The sequence below is a fragment of the Streptomyces sp. NBC_00873 genome (genome assembly GCF_045207415.1).
Classification (GTDB): Bacteria; Actinomycetota; Actinomycetes; order Streptomycetales; family Streptomycetaceae; genus Streptomyces.
Genome location: NZ_CP108804.1, coordinates 49,074 through 72,551 on the forward strand (window position 1 = coordinate 49,074; position 23,478 = coordinate 72,551).

The window sequence follows — 23,478 nt, forward strand, 5'->3', positions numbered from 1 at the left end:
GCGCCGTGGAATGGCTGATCTCAGCCGGCCTGCACCCGCGAGCGAACGCCACCACGCTCGCCGTCGCACGGGACTTGGGGGCGCGCATGGACTACGACACCGGTCACGCCCGGTACTGCCTTGACAAGACCGCGGCCCGACTCGACACGTCCCGCGCCACCGTGAAGCGGCACGTCGCCTACCTCCGCGAGCTGGGCGCCCTCGCCTGGGTTCAGCACGGCACTCGTACGAATATCCGCCGGGCCCTCGGTCTGGGCGGGTACGCGGGCACGGCCACCATCTATGCCGCGGTCATCCCGCCCGCCTACGACAACGCCCTCGGCCACCGCATCATCGGCACCGGGTACACCGCACGAGTCGTCGTCGACTACCGACAGATGCCCGACGCGCGCACCCCGGGCACCACGACCGCCCCTGTGGACAACGCCTCTTCGGACCCTGTGGACAACCCGGCTGAACGATCTTGTGAGCCCCCTTCCCTTACCTCAGCTGATGAAGAGAGTCAGGTTCAGATGGTGGGGGGTTTTAACGACACCCCGCACGCGGGCCGTCGAACCGCATCACTCCCCCACCAGACCAGCAACAACAGCGACAGGCACAAGCGCCGCACACCCCTGCAGGCAGCCCGAGAGATCCAGGACACCCGCCGCGTCCGGGCCCTGGTGAACTGGACGCAGACGGAGAAGCTCCGCCGCCTCGCGTACGTCCTGCGGCCGTTCTTCGACCGCGGACTCGACAGCACCCAGATTGCCGCCGAGCTCAACGGGATGTGCCTCGGTTGGCGCCCTCAGCAGCCCGCCAACTACATCCGCGCCGCGCTTCTCAGCCAGGCCCGGTACGAAGCCGAACTCGCCGCCCATGAGCAAGCCCTCGCCAACGCCGCCGACCCCATGGCCAACACGGAATGGCGCGCCTGGGCTGAGCAGCAGCACGTGAGGGCACAACTGGCGGCCGCCGCGGCCGGGCCCCGTACCGACGACGACCGTCGCGCTGCCCGCGCTGACTGGAACAACTGGCCCGAGGTCGCCGACCACTACACGGAGGACGCCGACGACGCCCTTGATCTGTATGGAGCCCGCCTGTGCGCCTACGCCGTCAAGAAGTCCGCCCGCGCCGAGGAACGACAGGAGGCATGGGCGTGACCGCCCCACAAGATCACCATGGACCTCACGGCAGCCTGGAAATCCGTCCTCGCAGGGCAACCCGTCCGCCCTTGGTGGCTCCCCCGCCTACGCCGAACAACTCCCTCCCTGGCGGGCAGCTCGCCAGGCAGATCGACGACAAAGCCGGCCATGAAGTCGTCCACGCCATCCGGCCCTGCCCGTCGGTGCCGTCGCGACCGCATCTGTGATCCGGCCCGCCGCAGCGCCTGCGCCCGCAGCCGGCCCGGCGCCGGTGAAGACACGCGACACCGCATCCCCCGGCTACAAGATCAGGCTTGCCGCGATCCGCCGGAAGACGCCAGGCGTCGTCGACCCCCGTGTCGTGGAGGCGTTGAAGCGGCAGATCCTCGCCAGGGCCCGCGAACCCGAAGGGGCGTTCACCGAAGTCGTCGTCGCCCGCCAGGAGCTCGAGGAAGTCGCCGCCAAGGAGAGCCCCGACCCGTTGCCGGTGAGCATCCGGGCCGCCATCGCCTACAAGCACCGCGGCGGCGACCACCCTGTCCGCCGCGTCTCCGATGTCACATGACCCCACCCATCAGCTCTCCCGCAGTCCGAACGAACGGAGCCCGTCATGCCTCAACTCCCCCGCCAGCCGCAAGCCTCAGACCGTGACAACGTTGGCCGGCGCCCGAAGCCGCAGTACCAGGGACTGTTCCTGGAGCCGAAGCTGACAGCAAAGCCCGTTGAGGATGACGAGGACCTGATGGAGGACCAGCGATGCAGTATTACGGCGTAATATTCGGCGGCAGCGCAGGGGTGCAGTCGGGACCAGGATGCCGACGAAGCCAACTATTACGCCGTAATACTCGGCGGCAGCGCAGGGGCGCGGTCGGGATCCAGGATGTCGGCGACTCCGGTTATTACGGCGTAATACCGAGCCGGGTGACGTCGGCTCATGTTCGTCCCGGAGATCTGTAGGCATCGTGTGCCACTGACCGGCAGTGCCTACAGGTATGCGGGACGCTCGAGGGCAGCGGGGGCGCACCGTACGCCGGTTGAACTTCCTGTCTACAGAAGACCGGGACTGCCTGTCCCGTCTTAAATGATCTGGTTCGGCGTCGGGCCGCTGACGTGCGGCGACCAGTTCAGTTGAGACGTGGGGATGCCGGGAATCTCGGGTGATGTGGTCCTGGCTGGATGAATGCCGGATGTTGTCTCAGCTGATCAGGTCCGGCTGCCCGTGCCATCGATGGTTGAGTGAGATCATGGACAGCTTCGAGAGCGATGAGAACTTGGTGCGCTCTCTGGTGCGAGAGCAGCATCCGGACCTTGCAGAGTTGGACCTGCGTGAGGTGGCCGGCGGTTGGGACAACCAACTGTGGCGTCTCGGGGATGAGTTGGCCGTGCGCATGCCGCGCACGGAGCGCGCACCGTCCCTCCTGCGCAACGAGCACCGGTGGCTGCCCGCCCTGGCCCCGTGCCTTCCACTACCGGTCCCGACCCCCGTGAGGATCGGTGAACCCTCCGCACGCTTCCCGCGGCCATGGACCATCGCGACATGGGTTCCCGGCGAACCAGCCGACCGCGCCCCGATCAGCCACGACCGCGCGGCCGACACTTTGGCGGGCTTCCTCAAGGCGCTCCACGTGAAGGCGCCCGCCGAGGCACCGGTCACTCCAGATCGCGGCGTTCCCCTCAAAACGCTCACGGACGCCTTCGGAAAAACACTCGAGGACCTCGCCTCCGATGGCGTTGCCGGCGACCTCCGGAATGTCCAGGACGTCTGGGACGAGGCCCTTGCGGCTCCCGATTGGGAGGACCCGCCGGTATGGCTGCACGGCGACCTTCACCCGGCAAATGTCGTCGTCTTGGACGGGACGCTCTCGGGCGTGATCGACTTCGGTGACATGTGCGCAGGCGATCCGGCGGTCGATCTCGCGGCTGCGTGGGTGCTCCTTCCCGCGGGGGCGGCTGCACGGTTCTTCGACGCGTACGCGCACGCGGACGAGGCGACGATCCGGCGCGCACGAGGGTTGGCTGCCCTGAAGAGCCTCATCCTCATCCTCATTGGCCAGGCCGGGGAGCGGGGCCTGCCCGGCGGCAAGCCGACATGGGGACCCGCGGGCCGGGCGGCGCTTGACCGTGTTCTGGCATCAATCTAGGAGGCTGGCAGACTTCCACGTTGCTCAACTCCCGGTGGCCTCGCTCAAGGTTCGTTGCCAAGGGACACTCTGAGTTCCGGGGGACACGACCGTGGCTCAGCCCAGCACCAGCAGCACCGCCAGGGCGACGAGGAGGGAGTCGATCCGGTCCAGCAGACCGCCGGAGCCGGGAAGCCAACGGCCGGCGTCCTTCGCGCGGGCACCCCGCTTGACCATCGACTCCAGCAGGTCCCCGAGTGGGCCGCCGACCGCCACGGCCGCTGCCGTCTGCCAGGTCAGGGACGACAGCACGGCGAGCGTCAAGAGACCGGCCGCCGCCCCGGCCAGCGTGCCGCTCCACCGCTTGGCGGGGGACAGCGGGGAGAGCCGGGGGCCGCCGAGACGGCGACCTGCCCCGTACGCGACGATGTCGGCGATCGACACGGCCACGAACAGGACGAGGCCGAGAGCACCCGACGGCACGAGACCGGCCAGGGCACCCAGCCACACGAGCCCGAGCAGGCCCGCCCCCAGGCGGCGTAACCCGTGCTCGGAGTCGCCCGACAGCAGGGGCACTCCGGCGATCGCGAGCGCCCCGACCGCCGCTACCCGGAGCACCTCCCCGGGGGCCAGCCAGGCGGTCAGGACGAGCCCGACGACCGCTGCGCCGAGCACCGCCCGGTCCACCGGGCCCAGCCGCAGCAGCCCGCCGAACTCCGCCACCGCGACCACCCCGACCACGGCCGCGAGCACCGCGATCCCCGGCGGACCGAGCCAGAACGCGCCGGTGACCAGTGGTACTCCGAGCGCCCACACACACCAGCGGACCATCAGCTCACGCCGCCGGGTCGCCGCCACCGCGAGCCCTCCGATCGCCACTGCCCCGCCGAGGTACGGCACGAGACCGGGGACCGTTGTCACCGGGAGACCCGCCCGTCCGGCACGCCCGACGCCACCGCCACCGCCACCGCCACCGGCGCGCGTAGCGCGTCCAGGGCGCTCCGGCACGCCGCCACGATCCGCGTGTTCTCCGCCGTGTCGCGGACAGCGACGCGGACGGTCCGCCCCTCGTACGCCGGGGACATCGGTGACAGGTCCCGCAGGTACACGTCGTGGCGGCGGCACTCGTGCACCAGCCGGGCCGCGCTCGGTCCGCCCGGCGGCAGGGTCACCGTGAGGAAGTTCGCCACCCCCTCGTCGACCGAGGAGAACCCGTCGAGCTCCGCGAGCCCGGCGGCGAGCCCCCGGCGCAGCACAGCGGTACGTGCCCAGCGTTCCGCGTAGTACGCGGGCTCGCGCAGCGCCGTGACGGCGGCCAGCTGGGCCGGCAGGCTCACGGGCCACGGCGGCGTCCAGCGGCGCAGCCCCCCGGCCGTGTCGGGGTCGGCCACCAGATACGCGGCCCGCATTCCCGACAGCGCGTACATCTTCGAAAGCGAGGTGCAGACCACGACCCGGGGGTCGACCGACGCGAGCCCGGCCAGCGAGTCCGCAGGATCGACATAGCCCAGGTACGCCTCGTCGATCCACCATCGGGTCCGCGTGGGCGAGGCCTCGATCACCGCGCGCAGAGCGTCTGCGGGAGCGTGGCGGCCGGTCGGATTGTTCGGATTGACCACCACCACGAGGTCGTACTGTCCGCTCCGGGTCGCGGCGGCGAGCCGGGCCGGATCGAGCAGCCAGCCGTCCTCCCGGCGCAGCCGGAGCCGGTCGACCCGGCAGCCGATCACCCGCTCGGTGACATGGGCGTACTCGCCATAGCTCGGATCCAGCAGGAGCACCCGGCTTCCTGGCGTCAGCCACCGGCCGAACGCCCGGAAGATCAGGTCGGACGAGCCCGCCCCGACGACCAGCGACTCCACCGGCAGCCCACGGGCCCCGGCGATTTCCGCGAGCAGCCCTTCCGCGCCTGTCGGCGGCGAGGTTCGCGCCGCCCACCCCGGATCCTCCGACAAGACCGCGCGGACCTCCGGGGACGGCGGGAACCAGGCGTCCAGCACATCGGCCGCGACCACCTCGTGACGGCGGGTCAGCGTCCGGAAGTCCGTACCGATCGCAGAGAAGAAGGCACCGCCGTGCTCGCAGCCGTCCGCGCGCGGCGCGAACGCCATGTCCAACCGCCAGTCGAGGCCCGCCCGCAGCCGCTCCACGGTCCGGCCGTGGCGCTCCCGGACCGTCCTTGTCAGCTCGGCCACGGACCCGCTCAGCACCTCGAACGAGACGGCGCCCGAGCGGACCGTGCGCCCCACTGGCCGCAGCCCGCTGGTGAGGTACATGTCGAGCAGATCCGTGCGTCCCATCGCCACCACTTGGCGGCCGCCCCGGGCCGAGACCCAGCGCAGCGCCGCGTACATGAGGAGCGGCGCCGCCACGGTGGACCGCCAGCGCTCCTCGACGGTCAGGACGCGGATCTCGAACGGCGCCTCTTCGGACAGGACCGGCAGCTCCTCGCGCGTCAGGTACTTGTCCAGCGCGTAGCGGCCGACCCACGGCGGGGTGAGGCTGACGAAGCCGATCCGCGTCTCCCCGCGCGCGGCCACGAGATACATGTTGTCGCCGTCGAGCCCGTCGCTCAGCCGCCCCGACGGATCCACCGGATGCTGTCCCAGTTCCTCCGCGTACACGCGATGGCGCAACTCGTGGATCCAGTCGTGATCCCGAGGCGTGGCAGCGCGCAGCTGCAGGGCGTGGTCCATGCGTGTCCCCCTGAGACGGTCCGGCGTTCGCGCACCAGCATGGAGGAGTCCGGCCGACGACACCTGAGTACGTGTACTCACCCCGGTCACGGGGGAAGCCGAGCGCCACCCATCGCCGACAGGACCTCGTCAACGCGCAGACCGACCCTGACTTCGGCCTGCCGGTGAGCGAGGCTCGCCACCTTGACGCGATCTACCCGCCGCACGACATGGAGTACTCGATCCGGCTCGACCATGAGGCCCGCACCGGGCTGATCGAGCTCCGGTTCGCCACCCTCGGATACCCCTCCCTGCAACCCGGCTCCGCACGAGAAGCCCGAACCAGACGATCTCAGAAGAGATCCGGAAGCGAGCCGAGCACGTGATGGGCACCGGCTGACCGGTCCGGATCGGTCAACAGTCGCTCCCATGACCACGCTGCGCTCAGGGGCCGGTGAGGATGCTGTGGGTGCCGATCTGTTGAGGAGATTGCCTGCCGGGGTGCTGTCGGCTTCGAGGCGCTTGAGTGCGTCGACGGCAGCGGCGCTTGCCGGGGCTCCTCCTCGGCCGAAGCCGTCGGCGACGGCGAGCAGGCGGGATCCGGCGTAGGCGGTGTCCTGGTTGCTCTCGCGGACCAGGCCGGCGTCGGACAGCGCGGCGTAACGGATTCCCAGGGGCTTGGCGGTCGGGGACATGGCAGGGTCCTTCCAGGACAGGTGGCCGATGAGGAAGGTGGCCAGCTCCCGCCGTGCGGCGGTGTCGGCCTCGACCTGGGCCCAGAACGCGCGGACCTCCTGGGCCGCCGCGCCTGCCTCCAGCGTGCAGACGTGCTGGATCCGGGCCAGGGGCATCCCCAAGCGGCGAAGCCAGGCGACCAGCCGGGCCTGGTCCAGCTGGTCCGGGGCATAGAGGCGGTAGCCGGTCACCGGGTCGACGCGAGCGGGGGTCAGCAGGCCCAGCTCGCCGTAGAGACGTAGCGCCTTCGGCGACAGCCGGGACGCCTTCGCGAACGCCCCGATGGTCAGCAACCCCATGCTCGCTCCTCCTCATGCCGAGCACGTCGCCCGGCCCTTTGATGCTGTGGCCTCCCCCAAGGTGAAGGTCGACTAGCGGCTCTCTGACCGGACAACGAACCCCAGATCTTGCTCCGGGTGATCGTGCTGCACGGCTGCTTCGACGCGCGTGGCGGTCCGCTTGAGTTCGGTGAGGAACCCGGCCCGGGCCGTGGTCCGGAGCGCTCGTTCTTGTGGCAGGCGTCGATTGAACTTGGCCTTGAACTGTCGAACCTCACGTCGTCGGCTGCCCTACTAGCCCAGACAAGACCGGGACACCACCGCAGATGCCCAGAGGAAACCGGGACTGCCGAGACTTCACGGGTACAGGACAGCCGGCGTCCGATTATTACGGCGTAATACTGAGCCGGGTGACGGCGGCTCATGTTCGGTCCCAGATATCTGTAGGCATCGTGTGCATCTGACCAGCAGTGCCTACAGACAAGCGGGACGCTCGGGCACCGGGGGTGCACCGTATGCCGGTTGAACTGCCTGCCTGCAGAAGACCGGGACTGCCCACACCTAACCGGGACCGGCCAACAGCTAAGAACTAACGTGTCGGTGCTTCCATTGATCTTGGACGTTAGTAAAGTGTCCAGCATGACTTCGCCTTCCCCTGGCGACCGCGAGAAGGTCGTCTCCAAGTTGCCCGCCGTGCTGCAGCAGGACTTGAAGATCCGGGCAGCCCAGCACGGCATCGACATCCAGCACGCCGTCGAAGCCGGCATCGAGGCGTGGCGCCGACTCGGCTCGAACCTTGCCCTCATCGACACAGCCGGCGCCAAGTCCTTCGCCACCTTCCTGCCCCCAGGTCAGTGGGAAGACTTCCGCAACGACTGCGCTCTGCGCGGCGTCTCCCTCATCCAAGGGCTTGCCCAGTCCGTGCAGATGTGGCTGGAGACCAACCCTGCCCCCACCGTCGTACGGCCGGAACACCCCAAGCGGATCATCGTCTGCAATCAGAAGGGCGGAGTCGGCAAGACTGCCATCACCGCCGGTACGGGTGAGGCGCTCGCCGAAGACGCCAACCAGCTTCACCCTGTGCGGATCTCCAAGCACTTCGCCGCCGCCCTCTCCGACACCGAGGGCGAATCCCCCCTCGACTACGAAGACCTGCCCGGCCTCGGCCTGCGAGTCCTCCTGGTCGACTTCGATCCTCAGTGTCACCTCACGAAGCAGCTTGGCCATGAACCGCTGCCGCTCGAGGGCGACAGCCTCACCAAGCACATGGCCGGCGAGTCCAAGGGGCAGCTCCGGGACCTCATCGTCTCGATCGAAGACCCTCGGTTCGGTGACCGCCTCGACCTTCTGCCTGCGTGCACCGACGCGTTTCTCCTCGACGTCAAGCTGTCCGGTGTCCGGGCCCGTGAAGCCGCTCTCGAAAGGGCCCTGTCCCCCATCGAGAACAACTACGACGCGATCCTTATCGACTGTCCGCCGAGCCTCGGGCTCAGCATGGACGCCGCCGCCTACTTCGGGCGCCGCCGCCAGGGAGAGGCCCCTGGCAACTCCGGTGTCCTCGTTGTTGTCCAGGCAGAGGACAGTTCCGCAGACGCGTACGGGCTCCTCACCTCGCAGATCGAAGACCTGCGCGACGACATGCATCTCGAACTCGACTACCTCGGCATCGTCGTGAACCACTACGACGCCCGGCGCGGATACATCGCCACGTCATCCCTTGAGTCGTGGATGGACATAAAGGATCCGCGGGTCCTCGGTGTCATCGGAGACCTGAAGGAGCAGAAGGAGGCGGTACGCGTGAAGCAGCCCCTGCTCGCGTACTCGCCCCGCTGTGACCAGTCCGTCGGAATGCGGGCCCTGGCCCGGGAGATCTCATGAGCAAGGCAGACCGTCTCGGCGCCGGGTCGTCGTTCGGGCAGACCCAGGGTGGCATCAGCGCACGCCGCGCAGCCATCAACGCCGTCACCGCGGCACCCACCGAGGGAGCGCCGCCCCCCGTCAAACTCCCTGTTGGTGCCATCAGCCTGAACCCGGACAACCCGCGGTCCGACCTCGGCGATCTGACCGACCTCGGTGCCAGTCTCCGCGACCACGGGCAGAAGACTGCGATCAGCATCATGGGCCGGTTTGCCTACCTCGAAGGCAACCCCGGGCGCGAAGGCGACCTCGATCCGGGAACCAAGTACGTCGTCATCGACGGCAACTCCCGCCTCGCCGCAGCGCGGGAAGCCGGCCTCACCGAGATCAAGGTCATGCTCGACGACGACCTCGGCAGCAACCCCGACGAGATACTGGAGTCGGCCCTCGTCGCCAACATTCACCGCCAGGAGCTTGACCACCTTGATGAGGCCAAGGCTCTTGAGCAGCTGCTCAAGGTGCACGGCACCCAGGAAGCTCTCGCGGCGCGACTGCACCGCTCCCAGGGATGGGTCTCCCAGCGGCTCGCGCTGCTGACGCTGACACCCGAGCTGAAGGAGAAACTGCAGTCAGGTGAGGAATCGGCAGCTCTGCTCCGCCGGGTCGGTAAGAAGAAGGCCGAGGAGCAGGAGGCTCACCTGCGGCGCCTGAAGGAGAAGGAAGCCCAGGAGGCTGCCGAGAAGAAGGCCCGCGCCGAGGAGAGGAAGGCTGGCAGCCTCAAGCAGCCTGCCGACATGCCTGCGGAAGGCGATCAGGCGGACCGATCTCATTACGGCGTAATAAACGGCGCCCCTCAGGCCCGGAGTGCCGAACCTCGGCCAGCTGCTCCGGAGCAGGCCGGCGTCACTGCAGCAGTACTTCCCGAGCCACGCGTCCAGCCCAGCGAACCTGACAATGGTGCGGTGTCCGAGAAGCGCGTCGATTCCTTGGCCCGGCCGCCGGTAAAGATGCCGTGGCACGACGGGGCGGCGGCAATGGAGATCGTCTTCTGGAAGCTCGACGAGGAGCAGCGGCGCCTTGCGATCGCCCGTTACCTCGAGATGGTTGGCGGCCCTGAGGCTGCAGCCTCTGACCTGAGGGCCGCGGCTCCGCTCAAGTACCGGCAGGCACTCGTCGAGCACCTCAGCAGCGACGTGTAGCAGGGCGTGACAACGGCCCCTCCAGAACGGGGCCGTTGTCACGCCCGGTCGGGATCCAGTCGACGAGTCTTGTTGTGCCGGGGTGTCTCAGTCGCACGACCGAGTGATCCCAGGCCACGTCCCTTCCCCGTACACACACCCGTCGATTGGACGGGACGGGGCGGGGCGGAGCCCCCCGCAGGGCGCACGGCAGCGGGGGAGAGGTCTTCCCGCACGGGGTTCGCAGCGCCTCCGCCCCTTCCCCCTCCTGCCGGATTTGTGCACCATTTCCGCGGGTGCGGGGACCAGGCACCGTGGTCGAGCACGTGCTGAGCCCGACCGGGACCATCCCCGCGGGTGCGGGGAGCAGCCAGGCCCCGGCCGACCGGTCCCGCAAGTTGAGGGACCATCCCCGCGGGTGCGGGGAGCAGGAGACGACGGCGGCATCGGCGATCTTCTGTGCGGGACCATCCCCGCGGGTGCGGGGAGCAGGCCACGGGGGCAATGACGTCCTGGACCCCCGCGAGCGCGGGGACGACTACAGGTCGACCGGATACGAGCCGTCGGCGACGGAGCAACCCCCGCGAGCGCGGGGACGACAGGGTGTACGTGAGCGGAACGAACACCTGCTGGGAGCAACCCCCGCGAGCGCGGGGACGACTTGAACACCGTGGTCTCGTGCGCGTCGATCACCGAGCAATCCTCGCGAGCGCGGGGACGACGACGTGCCGTGGTCGTAGACGGTCTCCCCGCCCGAGCAACCCCCGCGAGCGCGGGGACGACGTGTACGTCCACTCGGCGGGCGGCGCCCCGTTCGAGCAACCCCCGCGAGCGCGGGGACGACAACCCCGGCACGGACCCTTCTCCACGGCCCGCGCGGTGTACCCCGAGCAACCCCCGCGAGCGCGGGGACGACACGGCCCAGCGAAGCTCTCGAATGGCGTCACGCGAGCAACCCCCGCGAGCGGGGGGACGACTTGGCCCGTACCGAGGGGTTTTCCTCGGCCAGCGAGCAACCCCCGCGAGCGCGGGGACGACGTCACGGAACACCAGGACACCGAACGCCAAGGAGAGCAACCCCCGCGAGCGCGGGACGACTCCTCGCCCCGTTCACCGCGGTAGTCAGCGGAGGAGCAACCCCCGCGAGCGCGGGACGACTCCTCGCCCCGTTCACCGCGGTAGTCAGCGGAGGAGCAACCCCCGCGAGCGCGGGGACGACTCAGCACCGTTCGGTAGCCGGGCCGGGTGTCGAGAGCAACCCCCGCGAGCGCGGGGACGACTCCCGGGCGAGCTGGATCTGACGGGGGCGGAGCGAGCAATCCCCGCGAGCGCGGGGACGACCTCGGCCACATGACGCCGCACGACGCGTGGATGGAGCAACCCCCGCGAGCGCGGGGACGACGTCATCATCCGGTCGAGCTGGGCATTCGCGCCCGAGCAACCCCCGCGAGCGCGGGGACGACCTGCATGCCCTTCGCGATCTTCAGCATCTGGTCGAGCAACCCCCGCGAGCGCGGGGACGACCCCCGAAGGTAGCGGGTCGCTGCCGTCTGGCAGGAGCAACCCCCGCGAGCGCGGGGACCACCGTCCCGTCATGGGGGGTGCCCCTATCTCTTTCGTCAAGCCCGGCGACGATGTCAGCCATGACGATGAGCACGCGCCAGCCCACCTTGACCCCGGTCCAGGTGGGCTGGCGCGTCCTGGAGTCAGCGGGTTGATCCTAAAGACTGTTGAAGTCGGGGACGGTGATTGAGCCGTCTGCGGCAAGCGGGAAACCTGGGTTGTGAGCGACTTCCCAGGCATGGCCGTCAGGGTCGACGAAGACACCTGCGTAGCCGCCGTAGAACGTCGTGGCCGCAGGACGCGTGACGGTAGCGCCCGCTTGCTCCGCTGTCGCTATGAGCTCGTCGACTTCGGCTGGGGATCGCACGTTGTGAGCGAGCGCGATCCCGCCGAACCCAGCCGATTGACTATCTTCAACGCCGCAGTCGAGCGCGAGCTTGTCGCGGGCCCACAGGGCGAGCCCGAGGCCACCCGCCTGGAAGAAGACGGTTTCCTGAACCGTCTGCCCCTCCCAGCCCAGGGACTCATAGAACGACCGGGCACGTCCAAGATCGGCAACACCCAGCGTGATCAGACTGATGCGCTGTTCCATTTGGCTCACCCTATCCGGCCTCCGAGCCCTCGGAGAGGCCCCTGCGTAACTCACCGACGGAGCAAGTCTCTTGAAGTGAAAGACGTCATCAGGTTGGCAGGATCACCAGCGCTGGGTTCGTGGTCACCATGTGGTGACGGGCTCGTCCCGTAGCTGCGGAGGCCTGCGACACGGGTCAGGCGGCCGCTGCGGGTCGTGATTCGTAGAAGGTGCCGTCGCGGAGCATGGCGAACAGGACGTCGACGCGTCGTCGGGCGAGGCAGAGGAGAGCTTGGGTGTGGGTTTTGCCCTGGGCGCGTTTTCGGTCGTAGTAGGTGCGGGAGGCCGGGTCGGCGAGGGAGGCGAACGCGGCGAGGAAGAAGGCGCGTTTGAGCTGTTTGTTTCCGCGTCTGGAGGGTTGTTCGCCGCGGATGGAGGAGCCGGAGATGCGGGAGGCGGGGGCCAGCCCGGCGTAGGCCGCGAGGTGGCCGGAGGTGGCGAAGGTGCCGGCGTCGCCTACGTCGATGAGGATGCGCGTGCCGGTCCTGACGCCTATCCCCGGCATCGACGTCAGGAGCTTCGAAAGAGGGTGGGCCTCCAGGAGGTCGGCGATCTGCCGTTCCAGGGCGGCGCGTTGCGTGAGGTGGGCGCGCAGCTGGGCGGCGAGGCCGGGCACGATGGTGGCGGCCGCGCCGGTGCCCGCGACGACGACGGTCTGCTCGTCGAGGGCGGTGAAGATGTCCTCGATCAGGCGCTCGGCCATTCTCGGTGCCTCGGGCCGGATCAGGGTGATCAGGCGGCGGCGTCCGGCTTTGCGGATCAGGGCCGGGGAGCCGTATCGCTCCAGGATGGTGAGTACGGCCGGGTGCTGGATGCGCGGGCCCAGGACCCGTTCGAGCGAGGGGTGGATCTGGGTGAGCAGGCCGCGCAGCCGGTTGGCGGTGCGGGTGACTTCGCCGGCGAGGTCGTCGTCGTATCCGGCGAGCATGTCGAGCTCGGCGATGGTCTCGTCGGTGGCGGCCAGGGCGCGCAGGGTGTGGGGCATGGTGCGGGCGGCGTCGGCGATGATGAACGCGTCGCGGGCGTCGGTCTTGGCCTCGCCGGGGTAGAGGTCGGCGATCCGGCGCATGGTCAGCCCGGGCAGGTAGGCGACCAGGCAGCCCGCGTCGCGGGCGATGGCCAGCGGCAGGGCGCCGATGTTGGCGGGCTGGTCGACGACCACCAGCACGGTGCCGTACTTCGCGCTCAGCTTGTCGAACAGGGCCCGCAGCTTGGGTTCGCTGTTGGGCAGCCGCTTGTCGAAGACGGTCTTGCCGGCCGGGGTCAGGCCCCGCCCGTGGTGTTCGCCCTTGCCGACGTCCAGGCCGAGGAAGACGGCCACCTCACCGATCTCGATCACCAACAGCCTCCGCTGACGCGCTCGTGTCCCCGGCCTCACCTACGGCACCAGATGCCGGCATCCACGTTACGAAGGCCTGCCGTACCCGTCGCCGGGTCGGCGGTCGTGCCCCTAATCAGCGGTCTACCGGTGCCTCCGGTGCCCGGTGACACCACTCCCCGGATCATGCGTACGACAGGGGGACTCAGTCATGCCGGGCCCGGAGGCCGGGAGCCCCATTTCGGGGCCACGAAAAAGGTAACTGTGAGAGTGGAGCTGCGGCCCGGGTTGGGTTGCTGCCAGGCTGGCGTTGGCGTTCCGGCATGACCCGAAACGGTAACTGGCGGCTCGTCAGAGCTTGCCGTGCCCCCGAGATGTCTGCCGGACGTCGGCGTCGGCCTGGCCCACCCCGTTGGCTTGATCAGCAGCTTGTCCGCCATTTCGACGTGACTCATCACAGTTCTGCCACGCGGTGACTCCACCCAGGCCGACGCCGACCACGGTCGTCCAGCCCTTGAAGGAGAACAACCGCGTGACCATGCTCGCAGAACAGGTCGACGGCGTCATCGGCGTCGACACGCACCGGGACATCCTCGCCGCAGCGGCCGGCAGCCCCATCGGCGCCGTCCTGGCCAGCACCGATTCGCCCGCCAACGCCCGGGGGTACCAGCAGCTCCTGGACTTCGCCCGCCAGCACATTCCGGGCCGGCGCTGCTGGGCGCTGGAGGGTACCGGCTCCTATGGCGCCGGGCTTGCCGCCTTCTTGGACGCGGCTGGTGAAAGCGTCGTCGAAGTGTGCCGGCCCAAGCGTCCCGCCATCCGGGGCGGGCGCAAGACCGACATGCTTGATGCCGTCCGCGCGGCCAGGGAGGCCCTGGCGACCGAACACCTCATCCACCCACGACGCCGCGGTGAGCGCGAGGCACTCCGTGTCCTACTCGTCACCCGCCAGAGCGCCGTCCTCGCCTGCACGGCTGCGATCAACCTGCTCAAGGCCCTGATCATCTCGGCGCCCGACGAACTCCGCGTCGAGCTCCGGGGCATGAAGAGCAAGGACCAGGTGGCGTACTGCGCGAAGCTGCGGGACTGGCCGACCCAGGACATCGAGCACCGCATGACCGTTCGCGCCCTGCGAAGCGCCGCTCAGCGGATCGAAGGCCTGCGTTCTGAGGCGAAGGAGCTCGAAGCGGAGCTTCTCGCGCTCGTTCGTACGATCGCCCCCGAGCTGCTGGCGTTGCAGGGCGTCGGACCGATCAGCGCTGCCCAGATCCTGATCAGCTGGTCACACACGGGCCGCTTCCGGTCCGAGGCGGCGTTCGCGGCCTTCGCGGGTGTCGCTCCAATCCCCGCCTCATCAGGGTTGACCAACCGGCACAGGATCAACCGCAGCGGAGACCGGCAGCTCAACCGGGCACTCCACACGATCACTCTGATCCGTATCCGCCTCGACCCGACCACCCGCGCCTACGTCGCCCGCCGAATCAGCGAAGGAAAGACCGCGAGAGACGCACAACGCTGCCTCAAGCGTGCAATCTGCCGGCAGCTCTTCAAGCTCCTCGAACGAGGAGATCAGCCCGCACAGCAGATCACCGCTGAAGATCTTCCTCAAGCAGCTTGACTTGATATAGCAGCCTCGGGGGTCCCATCGTTGAAGAGGAGCAACCCCCGCGAGCGCGGGGACGACCAGCATCAGCGCGGATGTGGTCATCGACTGCAGGAGCAACCCCCGCGAGCGCGGGGACGACGACGGGGCGGCCAGGAACCGGCGCCGGGACACGGAGCAACCCCCGCGAGCGCGGGGACGACCGCGTGTACAACTGCTGGCCCACCTCCATCGCCGAGCAACCCCCGCGAGCGCGGGGACGACTACCTGTGCAAGTTCCTGGGGATGTCGCGCCTCGAGCAACCCCCGCGAGCGCGGGGACGACCCCGGTGTGTACGCGGCCACGCTGTGGCGGCAGGAGCAACCCCCGCGAGCGCGGGGACGACATGCCGAAACTCGTGCCATCCGGGCCGGTGAACGAGCAACCCCCGCGAGCGCGGGGACGACGCCTGCGGTGCGGACTCGAAGAACAGCCCAACAAGAGCAACCCCCGCGAGCGCGGGGACGACATCACCTCGGGAGGATCACCCGCAGCAACGATGGAGCAACCCCCGCGAGCGCGGGGACGACCCGAAGAAGAAGGCGGCGATCATGCCGCAGCCCGAGCAACCCCCGCGAGCGCGGGGACGACAAACTCCAACCACGTCGCGGCCCTCAGCATCGCGAGCAACCCCCGCGAGCGCGGGGACGACCAGTACATGGTCACGGTGAGCCCGCCTGCCCCGGAGCAACCCCCGCGAGCGCGGGGACGACGGGATGATCAGCGGCCACGAGCCGTCGATGCCCGAGCAACCCCCGCGAGCGTGGGGACGACCTGTACGAGGACCGCGACCGCCTCGGCCTGATCGAGCAACCCCCCGCGAGCGCGGGAACGACATGGACGGGCCCTGGACCATGATCGGCAGCCCCGAGCAACCCCCGCGAGCGCGGGGACGACAGCGCATACAGCCCGGTGCGAGGTGTGAAGCCCGAGCAACCCCCGCGAGCGCGGGGACGACAAGTCGGACATCATCGCCGCTGCGATCGTCCGCGAGCAACCCCCGCGAGCGCGGGGACGACATGGACGGGCCCTGGACCATGATCGGCAGCCCCGAGCAACCCCCGCGAGCGCGGGGACGACTACGCGCGCTGCCGGCAGGACTGGCTGCACCACGAGCAACCCCCGCGAGCGCGGGGACGACATGGCTGGACCTTGTATGACGCTCCGCGGCATGGAGCAACCCCCGCGAGCGCGGGGACGACCTCACACGGGCCTTCACCACCTTCACGAACCGGGAGCAACCCCCGCGAGCGCGGGGACGACGTCGCCCCCGACCCGACCATGCCGATCCCCCGGGAGCAACCCCCGCGAGCGCGGGGACGACAGAACGAGAACCTCCGCAAGCGCCTCAAGGAGCGAGCAACCCCCGCGAGCGCGGGGACGACTCCACCACCCAACTGACTACGGAACCCAAGACAGAGCAACCCCCGCGAGCGCGGGGACGACGACCGGCTCGACCAGGTAGAGGTGGCAGTCGGGGAGCAACCCCCGCGAGCGCGGGGACGACGCGTCGGCCACCCGGTTCAGGCGGCGCTGCGTGGAGCAACCCCCGCGAGCGCGGGGACGACACCAGCTGCTCGTCGACGACTGTGGGCGGCATGGAGCAACCCCCGCGAGCGCGGGGACGACAGGGCAAGCACACTCGGGAGCAGCTGACCCTGGGAGCAACCCCCGCGAGCGCGGGGACGACGGCTCGATGCACTGCCGCCCGAGGTGGAGCGTGGAGCAACCCCCGCGAGCGCGGGGACGACCCGCAGGTCAGGCAAACCGGCTCCTCGTCCGGGGAGCAACCCCCGCGAGCGCGGGGACGACGAGGTGAGGGTGGCCGGCTCGGCGACGATGCGGGAGCAACCCCCGCGAGCGCGGGGACGACTACGCCTAGCCATTGCCGAGGGACGCCGACGCCGAGCAACCCCCGCGAGCGCGGGGACGACCACGAACTTGACCAGCTACCAGCAGAACGTCACGAGCAACCCTCGCGAGCGCGGGGACGACCCTGGTCGGCGTCGGCGTCGGCGTCAATGACGGGAGCAACCCCCGCGAGCGCGGGGACGACACTCCGAACCGTCCGGCGACGTCGCGGAGAACAGAGCAACCCCCGCGAGCGCGGGGACGACGGCCGCTGCGCGAGGCGCCGCCGTACGACGGGGGAGCAACCCCCGCGAGCGCGGGGACGACGACCGCTTCGGCCATGAGCGCCAGGCCGCGATCGAGCAACCCCCGCGAGCGCGGGGACGACGGTACGCCGATGGCGTCGGCAATCCGGATGAGGGAGCAACCCCCGCGAGCGCGGGGACGACACGACGACAGGACCGAGGTGGAGCACGTCGGGCGAGCAACCCCCGCGAGCGCGGGGACGACCGTCGAAGTTCTACGCCGGGCAGATCGACTCCCGAGCAACCCCCGCGAGCGCGGGGACGACGCAGCCGAGCCCATGACCGCCCCCGGCGCCAGGGAGCAACCCCCGCGAGCGCGGGGACGACGCGACCATGACGCCAGCCATCCAGGCAGCCTGCGAGCAACCCCCGCGAGCGCGGGGACGACGTTACGGCGGCATTCGCGGTGAGACCGAAGAGGGAGCAACCCCCGCGAGCGCGGGGACGACCGCTCGTCGTAGCCGACGGTGTAGGAGCTCCACGAGCAACCCCCGCGAGCGCGGGGACGACTGTCGCCGCGGAGACGACGCACTCACCTGGCAGGAGCAACCCCCGCGAGCGCGGGGACGACTACCACGCCACCCCGCGGCGCGTCGCATTCGGGGAGCAACCCCCGCGAGCGCGGGGACGACCGGCTTGCACCACAGGTCATCCCACAGATCGGCGAGCAACCCCCGCGAGCGCGGGGACGACCGGGCGAGGGCGTCGAGGACGGCGCGCTTCTGCGAGCAACCCCCGCGAGCGCGGGGACGACATCGGTACGCGGGCGGACAGGGTGGCGGGGTTCGAGCAACCCCCGCGAGCGCGGGGACGACCGCTTGGTGGGCTGGACCACGCCCCCGAGGATCGAGCAACCCCCGCGAGCGCGGGGACGACCGGTTCTCGACATCACGCCGTGGGGCATCCCTGGAGCAACCCCCGCGAGCGCGGGGACGACACCGAGGGAATGGGTATCGGGCACCTCGCCGTAGAGCAACCCCCGCGAGCGCGGGGACGACGTGGTGTAGGTGTTGATCGGGGAGCCGACCACGGAGCAACCCCCGCGAGCGCGGGGACGACCGCCCGATGAGCCCGTAGTACGGGCTGAGCGGAGAGCAACCCCCGCGAGCGCGGGGACGACGCGACCTCGATAATCCCGGTGTACGCCGCCAAGGAGCAACCCCCGCGAGCGCGGGGACGACGTGGACGCGCGGTACGGACGGGCGTGCACAGAGGAGCAACCCCCGCGAGCGCGGGGACGACCTCGACCGGTCTCGTCCGTGGCCATCAGGCGGCGAGCAACCCCCGCGAGCGCGGGGACGACTCGAGTCCCCACTGGTACGGCCCCTGGTCCTTCGAGCAACCCCCGCGAGCGCGGGGACGACCGCCGCAGTCGCGCACGGTCTGGCCACGGAGGAGAGCAACCCCCGCGAGCGCGGGGACGACACCAAGAACGAGTGGACCGACGGCGAGACCGAAGAGCAACCCCCGCGAGCGCGGGGACGACCTAACCACGCTGACCGCCTCACACGAGATGAGCGAGCAACCCCCGCGAGCGCGGGGACGACGGCACGTCGGCCCCCGGTCGTGGTAGCTGGCGGGGAGCAACCCCCGCGAGCGCGGGGACGACACGCTGCTGAGCTTCACGAACACCGTGCTCGGGGAGCAACCCCCGCGAGCGCGGGGACGACGTCCAGTCCACCCGGCTCGAACTGAGCGGCACGGAGCAACCCCCGCGAGCGCGGGGACGACAACGCGTTGAGGGACTGCCAGGCATCAACCAGCGAGCAACCCCCGCGAGCGCGGGGACGACCCCGTCGACGACCCCGACGGCTGGGAAGCAGACGAGCAACCCCCGCGAGCGCGGGGACGACGCGAGGATGCCGAACTGTCGGTGCGCCTCCGAGGAGCAACCCCCGCGAGCGCGGGGACGACCCGATCGCGTGACCGAACTCGTGCGTCACCCCGGAGCAACCCCCGCGAGCGCGGGGACGACGACGGGCAGATCGTCGTCCCGGACCTGTCCCTGGAGCAACCCCCGCGAGCGCGGGGACGACGCGTCGTTCATGTAGTCGAAGAAGTGCTCAATCGAGCAACCCCCGCGAGCGCGGGGACGACGACACCGAGGGGCGCTCCATCCCGGTGAACGGGGAGCAACCCCCGCGAGCGCGGGGACGACCGGCTGAGCGGACGACGGGCATTTTCAAGGCCGGAGCAACCCCCGCGAGCGCGGGGACGACTTGGCCTTCTGCCAGACGATGTCCTGGGAGAGCGAGCAACCCCCGCGAGCGCGGGGACGACTTGGCCTTCTGCCAGACGATGTCCTGGGAGAGCGAGCAACCCCCGCGAGCGCGGGGACGACGTCATGCTGAGGTCTCCTGCTCTCTGCTGAGGGGAGCAACCCCCGCGAGCGCGGGGACGACCGAGCCCGCGCACCTCGCCCGTATCGCGACGATGAGCAACCCCCGCGAGCGCGGGGACGACGCTAGGACAGCCCCGATGGACACTGATACCGGGGAGCAACCCCCGCGAGCGCGGGGACGACGTGTCGCCCGCGAATGCGCGGGGGGGCGGCGCAGAGCAACCCCCGCGAGCGCGGGGACGACCGGACGTGCGTGGTCGAGCGCCCGAACCAGCGGGAGCAACCCCCGCGAGCGCGGGGACGACGATGCGGCGGCGAGTCTGCGGGCCCGGGTGGACGAGCAACCCCCGCGAGCGCGGGGACGACTCGTACATGGCGTCCGCGCCAATGGCGCCGAGCGAGCAACCCCCGCGAGCGCGGGGACGACCCGCCGTGGAGTCCGGAAAACCCGCTGTTCTGGGAGCAACCCCCGCGAGCGCGGGGACGACATCTGCCCGTCCGCACCGATCGGGATGGCGTACGAGCAACCCCCGCGAGCGCGGGGACGACGTGAGCTGCCGGGTGTAGTCCGTCAGGCTGGCCGAGCAACCCCCGCGAGCGCGGGGACGACACCTGTTGACCTGCGGTGATGCTACCAAGGTTGCCTGTTTTCCTTTACCTGCATTCTGGGCACAGGGTTCCTTCCGCCTGGATTGTCAGACCTGCCGTCTATCGTGCTGGCCAGCTTGGAACAGGGTTGGTTCGAGGGGGCGTTGAGCGTGGTGGACGAGCGGTCGGTTGTGGAACTGATGCGGTCGATGGGGATGTCCGAGGAGACCGTAGCGCGGGTGTCGCGGTTGTGGGGGAAGTCGGCGGCGCGTAATGGCGGTCGGACTCATCTGTTGCTCGGTCACTTGTTGGACACGGCGGCTGTGGCGGGTCTGATGTGGGATCGGTACCTGTCGCCGTCGTTGCGCCGGCGCCTGGACGAGGTGGGCGGTGGGCGGGGGCGGGCGTGGTTCATGTGGGTGTGCGGGATCCATGACTGCGGCAAGGCGTGCCCGGCTTTTCAGGGGCTGGACGCGGTGGAGGCCGCGCCGGTGCGCGCGGCCGGGCTGACGTGGGGAGGGTTGCCGACCGCGAAGGGCAAGAAGTGGCGGCATGACGTGGCGGGCGGGGCGTTGCTCTTGCCGCGGCTGCGTGAGGAGTGGGGCGATGCCGAGGCGGCTGGGTGGGTGTGGCCGTTGGTGGCTGGCCATCATGGTGCGTTCCCGGTTGTGGGCAGGCTGCGGCCGCCGTACCCGGACGCGTTGGGGCGGGGGCCGGCCTGGGCCGAGGCTCAGCGTGCTGTGGTGGACGTGTTCACCCGTGCCGTCGGCTTCGAGGATCTGGTGGCGGCGAGGCCGGTGTCGTCGTTACGGAAGGCGGAGCAGCTGGCGTTGTCGGGGCTGATTGTGATGGCGGACTGGATCGCCAGCGACAGCGCGTGTTTTCCGGGTCTGGCCGATGCCCGTGATGTTTCGCCCGCCGAGGCGTTGCGTCGGGCTGGGTCGGCTTGGCACAAGCTTGGGTTCCAGGGGGGTTGGGCGGATCTTGCTCTGCCGGGTTCCGTTGTGGCGCCTTTGACGGGGCGTCTGGGGGTGTCGCCGCGTGCTTCGCAGCGTGAGCTGGTGGAGCGGGCGTGGTCGATGCCGGTGCCGGGGCTGCTGGTGGCCGAGGCCCCGATGGGTGAGGGCAAGACGAAGGCTGCGCTGGCGGCGGCGGAGGTGCTGGCGGCTCGTTTCGGTCTGAACGGTGTGTTCGTGGCGATGCCGACGCAGGCGACGAGCGACCCCATGTATGAGCAGGTCATGGATTGGGTGCGCTCCTTCGATCCGGGACTTGAGTCGCAGGTGGCGCTGCTGCACGGAAAGCGGCGGTTCAACCGGCAGTGGAAGAAGGTCTGGGAGGGGGAGGGTCCGGAGGGGACCGGTGGGTCCGATACCACGGTGTGGGAGGACTACGGGGCGATCGATGAGGACGGCGGCTTTGGCTGGCCGGGCGGCGAGACGGGTCGGGCGGAGGCCGAGCGCAGCGGGCCGCCGGTGTGGTTCCTGGGCAGTAAGCGTGGGCTGTTGACGCCGTTCGCGGTCGGTACGGTCGATCATCTGCTGTATGCGGCGACGCGTACGCGGCATGTGATGCTGCGGTTCGCCGGTCTTGTGGGCAAGGTCGTGATTGTGGACGAGGTACATGCGGCCGACGTCTACATGCGGCAATTCCTGCTGGAGGCGTTGCGGTGGCTTGGTCAGGCGGGCGTGCCGGTGGTGCTGTTGTCGGCGACCTTGCCGCCCGCGCAGCGGCAGGCGTTCGTCGACGCGTACCTGTCGGGGGTGCTGGGGGCGGCGGATGTTGACCAGCAGGTGCCGAGTCCGGCCGGCTATCCCTGTGTGACGACGGCGTTCGCGGTGGCGGGGCAGCCGGTGGTGGAGAGTTCGCGTACACCGGTCTCGTCGTGGCGGGAGTCGGTAGGCACCCGGATCCAGTGGCTTCCGGGGGCGGAGACGGACGGTGCGGAGGTCGCCTCGGCGGCGCGGGAGGCGGTGCGGGACGGCGGTGTCGTTCTGGTGGTCGTCAATCAGGTGGATCGCGCGCAGGCGGTCTACAGGGCGTTGCATGACGGCGGCTTCGAGGGGCAGTTGCGTCTGCTGCATGGGCGTTTGTGTACTGCGCATCGGGCGGAGCGGACGCAGGAGTGTCTGCGGTTGATGGGGCCGGGCGCCGGGGACGAGCGGCCGGAGCGCATGGTGGTGGTGGCCACGCAGCTCGCCGAGCAGTCGTTTGACGTGGACGCGGATCTGCTGATGACGGATCTCGCTCCGATGGATCTGCTGCTGCAGCGGATCGGGCGGCTGCACCGGCATGCCGGGACGCGGAGGCCGCCGGCGCATGCGACGCCGCGTGTGCTGGTGACCGGAGTGGCTGCCGCGGGCGGGGGGCGTCCGCGGTTCCTGTATGCGTCGAAGAGGATCTACGGGCAGTGGCCGCTGCTGCGCGCGGCGGCCCTGGTGGCGGAAGCCGCGGGCCCTTTGCCGCCCCGCGATGGCGATGGCGACCGCAGAGTTGGCGCGGGGGCGTGGAGTGTTCCGGCGGATGTGCCTGGCCTGGTGGCGCGTGCGTACGGGGAGGCGGAGATCTGTCCGGCGCAGTGGGACGAGCCGGCCGCCTTCGACAGTTGGAGGGCGCAGGAGGAGAAGCGTCGTGCGGAAGCCGAGGGGTTCCTTCTGACACGGCCCCGTGAGTGGGGGGTGACGACGCTGGAAGGTCTGCACTACGCGGCGAGCACGGCTGGGTCCGAGGAGGACCTCGACGCCGTGGTGCGGGACGGTGATCGCGGCGTCGAGGTCGTCCTGGTGCACCGGGCGATGGGCGGTTTCACGGCTTTGGACGGAACGCGGCTCGGTGTGCACGGCGAGGTCCTGGACGAACCGGTGGTCGAGCGGCTGCTGGGCGGTTCCGTCCGGCTGCCCGTCGGGCTTTCCGAGCCCGGCCGGCTGCTGCAGCCGCTGCCGGGCTGGGCGGATCACCCCTGGCTGCGGTATGCCCACGCATTGGTTCTGGAAGACGGGTGTGCGGAGCTGGGGGAGTCCCGGCTCTCGTACGACGACGCGCTGGGGCTGGTGGTGGCCCGGAGCTGAGGTGGAGGGGCAGCGTCCCCTGGCTGTTCCCGCACCCCGCTGTCGCGGGGACGACGTGAAGTAGCGAACCGGAACACCCCCGCCTGGACGGTGCGGGGAGCGGGGACGCCGCGCTCGGGCAGGGTACCCGCCGCCCGGGCCGTTGCGCGGGGCCGTGGGGGCAGTCTCCACGAATTCTTCAGAACCGCTTGAAGTAGCGAACA

12 protein-coding genes and 4 CRISPR repeat arrays are annotated in these 23,478 nt (G+C 70.1%); of the genes, 7 read left to right on the forward strand and 5 right to left on the reverse strand.

The features are described 5' to 3' along the window. The first annotated feature begins 5 nt into the window (after positions 1 to 5). From OH809_RS43985 to OH809_RS43995, 3 genes are all read left to right on the forward strand, one after another. Positions 6 to 1,142 carry a cell wall protein gene (locus OH809_RS43985; protein WP_406516340.1) on the forward strand — a complete coding sequence of 379 codons (1,137 nt, stop codon included), beginning with the start codon at positions 6 to 8 and terminating at the stop codon, positions 1,140 to 1,142. 253 nt (positions 1,143 to 1,395) lie between these two features. After that, complete coding sequence (locus OH809_RS43990; RefSeq protein ID WP_331743851.1) at positions 1,396 to 1,689, forward strand: hypothetical protein; 294 nt, start codon at positions 1,396 to 1,398, stop codon at positions 1,687 to 1,689. A gap of 679 nt (positions 1,690 to 2,368) precedes the next feature. Further along, on the forward strand, positions 2,369 to 3,265 hold the full coding sequence (locus OH809_RS43995) for an aminoglycoside phosphotransferase family protein (RefSeq protein WP_331744031.1): 897 nt from the start codon (positions 2,369 to 2,371) through the stop codon (positions 3,263 to 3,265). 96 nt (positions 3,266 to 3,361) lie between these two features. On the opposite strand, the gene OH809_RS44000 is transcribed toward OH809_RS43995, so the two are convergent. The 3 genes from OH809_RS44000 to OH809_RS44010 all read right to left on the reverse strand — a co-directional run bounded on the left by OH809_RS44000 (position 3,362) and on the right by OH809_RS44010 (position 6,953). Then, the gene (locus OH809_RS44000) at positions 3,362 to 4,165 is read right to left on the reverse strand and encodes a phosphatidate cytidylyltransferase (RefSeq protein ID WP_331743854.1); all 804 of its coding nucleotides are present in this window, start codon (positions 4,163 to 4,165) and stop codon (positions 3,362 to 3,364) included. Continuing rightward, the gene (locus OH809_RS44005; protein WP_331743858.1) at positions 4,162 to 5,940 is read right to left on the reverse strand and encodes a histidinol-phosphate transaminase; all 1,779 of its coding nucleotides are present in this window, start codon (positions 5,938 to 5,940) and stop codon (positions 4,162 to 4,164) included. Before OH809_RS44005 ends, OH809_RS44000 begins: the two co-directional genes overlap by 4 nt. Positions 5,941 to 6,026: 86 nt before the next feature. After that, positions 6,027 to 6,953 (reverse strand): helix-turn-helix domain-containing protein, encoded by a 927-nt coding sequence (locus OH809_RS44010; protein ID WP_331743861.1) that lies wholly within the window; start codon positions 6,951 to 6,953, stop codon positions 6,027 to 6,029. Positions 6,954 to 7,571: 618 nt separating this feature from the next. On the opposite strand from OH809_RS44010, the gene OH809_RS44015 reads away from it, so the two are divergent. Both OH809_RS44015 and OH809_RS44020 read left to right on the forward strand, forming a co-directional pair. Beyond that, positions 7,572 to 8,810 (forward strand): ParA family protein, encoded by a 1,239-nt coding sequence (locus OH809_RS44015; protein ID WP_331743864.1) that lies wholly within the window; start codon positions 7,572 to 7,574, stop codon positions 8,808 to 8,810. After that, on the forward strand, positions 8,807 to 9,988 hold the full coding sequence (locus OH809_RS44020) for a ParB/RepB/Spo0J family partition protein (protein WP_331743867.1): 1,182 nt from the start codon (positions 8,807 to 8,809) through the stop codon (positions 9,986 to 9,988). The genes OH809_RS44015 and OH809_RS44020 overlap by 4 nt, the downstream gene beginning before the upstream one ends. 490 nt (positions 9,989 to 10,478) lie before the next feature. Further along, positions 10,479 to 11,006: direct repeats of the CRISPR family, unit length 28 nt; unit sequence GAGCAACCCCCGCGAGCGCGGGGACGAC. Between the two features lie 152 nt (positions 11,007 to 11,158). Next, positions 11,159 to 11,552: direct repeats of the CRISPR family, unit length 28 nt; unit sequence GAGCAACCCCCGCGAGCGCGGGGACGAC. Positions 11,553 to 11,687: 135 nt separating this feature from the next. Here OH809_RS44020 and OH809_RS44025 read toward each other — a convergent pair. Both OH809_RS44025 and OH809_RS44030 read right to left on the reverse strand, forming a co-directional pair. Continuing rightward, positions 11,688 to 12,122 carry a VOC family protein gene (locus OH809_RS44025; protein WP_331743993.1) on the reverse strand — a complete coding sequence of 145 codons (435 nt, stop codon included), beginning with the start codon at positions 12,120 to 12,122 and terminating at the stop codon, positions 11,688 to 11,690. 175 nt (positions 12,123 to 12,297) lie between these two features. Further along, positions 12,298 to 13,500 carry an IS110 family transposase gene (locus OH809_RS44030; protein ID WP_331743996.1) on the reverse strand — a complete coding sequence of 401 codons (1,203 nt, stop codon included), beginning with the start codon at positions 13,498 to 13,500 and terminating at the stop codon, positions 12,298 to 12,300. Between the two features lie 511 nt (positions 13,501 to 14,011). Here OH809_RS44030 and OH809_RS44035 point away from each other — a divergent pair. Next, a complete protein-coding gene (locus OH809_RS44035; protein WP_331743874.1) occupies positions 14,012 to 15,097 on the forward strand; it encodes an IS110 family transposase in 1,086 nt (361 codons plus the stop codon). A gap of 38 nt (positions 15,098 to 15,135) precedes the next feature. Next, positions 15,136 to 15,897: a CRISPR direct-repeat array (repeat unit 28 nt; unit sequence GAGCAACCCCCGCGAGCGCGGGGACGAC). Between the two features lie 94 nt (positions 15,898 to 15,991). Further along, positions 15,992 to 20,229: a CRISPR direct-repeat array (repeat unit 28 nt; unit sequence GAGCAACCCCCGCGAGCGCGGGGACGAC). A 178-nt stretch (positions 20,230 to 20,407) separates the two neighbouring features. After that, a complete protein-coding gene (gene cas3, locus OH809_RS44040) occupies positions 20,408 to 23,275 on the forward strand; it encodes a CRISPR-associated helicase Cas3' (RefSeq protein WP_406516344.1) in 2,868 nt (955 codons plus the stop codon). Positions 23,276 to 23,478 lie beyond the last annotated feature (203 nt).